Source organism: Desulfobacula sp. (genome assembly GCF_030145145.1).
Taxonomy (GTDB): Bacteria; Desulfobacterota; Desulfobacteria; order Desulfobacterales; family Desulfobacteraceae; genus Desulfobacula.
On record NZ_JAQYWD010000086.1, the window covers coordinates 1 to 3,373 of the forward strand.

Genomic DNA, 3,373 nt, shown 5'->3' on the forward strand with positions numbered 1-3,373 from the left:
TTAAAGGTTTTTCCCCCGTGGCCGAATGCTTACGGTCATTATAGTCATGGGTCAGCCATTGTTCAAAGCAATGGTTGATTTCCTCTATGGTAGTTGTAGAGAGTCACAAAGAGGTCCCACAAATCCCATCTAAAATCTCACGCAGTTAGCCCTATGTAATATTTTTCAGGTATTAATTTGTGAGAAAAAATAAGCATCCTTCATTTGCCAGTTTACACTTGTTGGAGCAAGAACCCCATTTTTTCGAAAATCATTCCCCAAAAAGTACAAAGTACTTTTGGGGTGATATGAAGGATGCCAAAAAGTAGAGCTTTGAATGGACAGCAGGAACCGCCTCATGCCTTTTATCTTCCTCCCCCCTTTCGGGGGGGATTAGAGGGGGGGCATGTGTTATATCTTTATTGTTGTTTTTAAAAATGTCAGTTTTTAAAATAAGGAGAAACACATGCCCCAACCATGGGATTCATTAATAACTGTTTTGTCAGAAATCACAAGAAAAAATTGCAAATCACTTGTTTGTTGCTCTCACTGTGGGAACCGTCACATCTATGTAAAATGGGGCTTTTATAGACGATATTCGTTTAATGGCGAATTAATAAATATTCAGCGCTACCGCTGTTATAACGATAAGTGTCCTTGTAGGACGTTTTCAATTTTGCCCCATGCTTTTTTGCGTATATTCAGAGCCTCTTTGTGTATGTTGATGCATATTCTTAAAATGTACGAGCAAGGAGATAGTATCGCAAATATTGCCCGGAAAACCAACAGCAATTGGCCGAAAACGCAACGATGGTTAGCCAAAGCTTCTGCAATCCAAGAATGGCTCCGGCAGGAATTTGGCATAGCCTCTTGGGGGCCTTCCCCTTGTTTCTCCCCTGATAAATCATGGACATCATTTAATAGGGATTTTTCCTGGGCTTTTTACCCGAATCGGTGGAGTTAAGAGCACACCACCACAAAACGTATATGTTGTAAAATCAGTCAGTTTGTTAATCAAACCTTTATGAAGTTTAACTTTTTAAATGGAGGTTTGAATGAAAGAACAAAATGACAAGAAATTTGAAATTGCCTTGTGGCGTTATGGGATCATCAGCCCCCTTCTGCACAAAGATGCCAATGATATCCCTGTGGGGGAATTACTTGATCAGGCATCCTTGAAGCGGTACGTACATCCTGATGGATTACATGTTTCCCTAAGTGCTGAGACATTGAGGAAGTGGCGATACCGCTATCTTAGCTGTGGTTTGCCAGGCCTTACAGGAAAAGAAAGATCAGATAAAGGCAAACACCAGATCCCTGATGATATTCGTTCAGCAATGTATGCCATGCGAGAGGAACATCCAAGATGGACTACTGCCAAAATGATCATAGAGCTCACAGAAAAGGGCAAATGGAATGGTCGAAGCCCAAGTCGATCAGCGATTTACAGGTTTGCTAAAGAATATAACCTGCAAAGAGATCCCCACATTAATCCCAAACAAAATGTAAGGCCTTTTGCCTTTGATCATTTCGGTCAATTGTGGATGGCTGACTTCCTCCATGGGCCGAAATTGTTCGATGGTAAAAAAAAGCACAAGACGTATCTGCACATCATTTTGGATGACAGTAGCCGTTTTATTGTGCATGGAGGATTTTACCTTACAGAATCTGTTGAGCCTTTAATTTATGATCTCATGGGAGCTGTCAGAAGATTTGGAATTCCCCAGCGGTTCTATGTCGACAATGGGTCGGCCTATATCAGCCGGCACCTGAAGATTCTTTGTGCCAGAAACGGAATTGATCTTGTTCATAGTCCACCTTTTCAGCCCCAGGGGCGCGGCAAATCTGAAAGGCTATTCAGGACTGTCAGAGATCAATTTCTTTGTGATAAATTTAAAACCGTTAACCAGGTCAATGACGCGTTTAAATTATGGGTTAGCCGTTATCATGAAACCATCCATTCCTCATTAAACTGTTCCCCGTTGCAAAAAAGGCTGCAAACCAAAAGTGTTTGTCGGGCTCTATCCCCGTCAATTGACATTGATGCTCTGTTCAGGATGGAACGCCGGTGCAGGGTTTACAACGACTGCACTATCAGGTTCAAGAAAATCAGGTATGAAGTTCCTGATTGCCTGCCGGGTTCCCGTGTGACCATTTATTATATGCCCTGGGACAGAACCTGTATTTATTATGGCAGTGAAATGAAAAAAGCCCGAATTGTTGACCTTAACGCCAATGCAAGACGATTTGAACATCCAAACCAATAGGAGGCCGATATGCAAATGAATCATGGACAATCCCCACCAGAATTTTTTAATTGTAAATATCACCCGTTTGCAAATACTTACCGACTGAAAATCCCTTACCTGGGAGAGCAGGATAAACGGTTCCTCAGGACAGCGAAATCTTTGATTTCCTCTGGAAAAAGTTTTGCCTTGTTTGGACCATCAGGTGCAGGGAAATCAACATTAACCCACTATGTTTTATCCCAGCTTGATGCAAATTGTTACAAGCCTTCTCTGGTTCATTACGGTGGATTGCAAAGAAACGGCATGCTCAAAGCCATAGCTGACGTGCTCGGTGTGGATACCAATGGCAGAACTGTGCCTTTGCTGATTAGCCTGCAAAAACAGATCACCAACATGGCATCGGAACACCGCAGTGTATTCCCAGTATTTGTTATTGATGATGCCCACCTCATGGAAAAAGAATCGTTAATGGATATCTGTTCTCTGATGTTTAATCCTCAAAGAGAGACTGTGGCCGCAAGTTTTATTCTTGTGGGAGATGAAACCCTTGAAAAAAAACTTTCCTTGCAAATCATGGCTTCTGTAAAAACCCGACTCACTGGGCAATTTAATTTAAACACCTTGAATGACGATGAAAGTCTTGAGTTTATAAAGTTCAGGCTATCCAATGCCGGTGCCGCTGAAACTCTTTTTGATCCAGATGCGTTGAACATCATGTCATCTCATTGCAGAGGAAATCGACGACAAATAATGAACATGGGAACACTGCTTTTAACCGAAGCTTTTTACAGACAGGAAAAAACTATCAGTGCAGAATTGATTTATAATTGTGACCAGATAGAGATATCTGAGTGAAACGGAGGCATACGAGAGGAGACTCCGATGCTAAGGGATAACTCAGTGCGGTAGACTGCTGTCTGCTTTAGGCCCGACGATTTATACATCGTCGGGCCTACCTTTATCCTTAAAAGGTAAGATAACCTGATATTATTTTGGGATCAGAGCGTGACAATCAACAGGTAGTGCCGGTAAATCCCGGTAGAAACTGGGCCCTGACGGTCTTGAAAAATCGCTCGATTTTGCCACGACCCTGGGGCTTGTACACCCTTGAATGGATCAGGGCTATGCCAAGAGAGGCAGTGGTA

Annotated in this window: 2 protein-coding genes; both read left to right on the top strand. The window is 42.4% G+C overall.

From position 1 onward, the window contains the following. Positions 1-1,034 precede the first annotated feature (1,034 nt). On the top strand, positions 1,035-2,246 hold the full coding sequence (locus Q1Q15_RS25360; RefSeq protein ID WP_300465574.1) for a DDE-type integrase/transposase/recombinase: 1,212 nt from the start codon (positions 1,035-1,037) through the stop codon (positions 2,244-2,246). 9 nt (positions 2,247-2,255) lie between these two features. Then, on the top strand, positions 2,256-3,083 hold the full coding sequence (locus Q1Q15_RS25365) for an AAA family ATPase (protein WP_300465576.1): 828 nt from the start codon (positions 2,256-2,258) through the stop codon (positions 3,081-3,083). Positions 3,084-3,373: the final 290 nt, after the last annotated feature.

Coding starts and splice junctions, on each gene's coding strand:
- Q1Q15_RS25360 (WP_300465574.1), top strand. CDS start 1,035: ATGAAAGAACAAAATGACAAGAAATTTGAAATTGCCTTGTGGCGTTAT.
- Q1Q15_RS25365 (WP_300465576.1), top strand. CDS start 2,256: ATGCAAATGAATCATGGACAATCCCCACCAGAATTTTTTAATTGTAAA.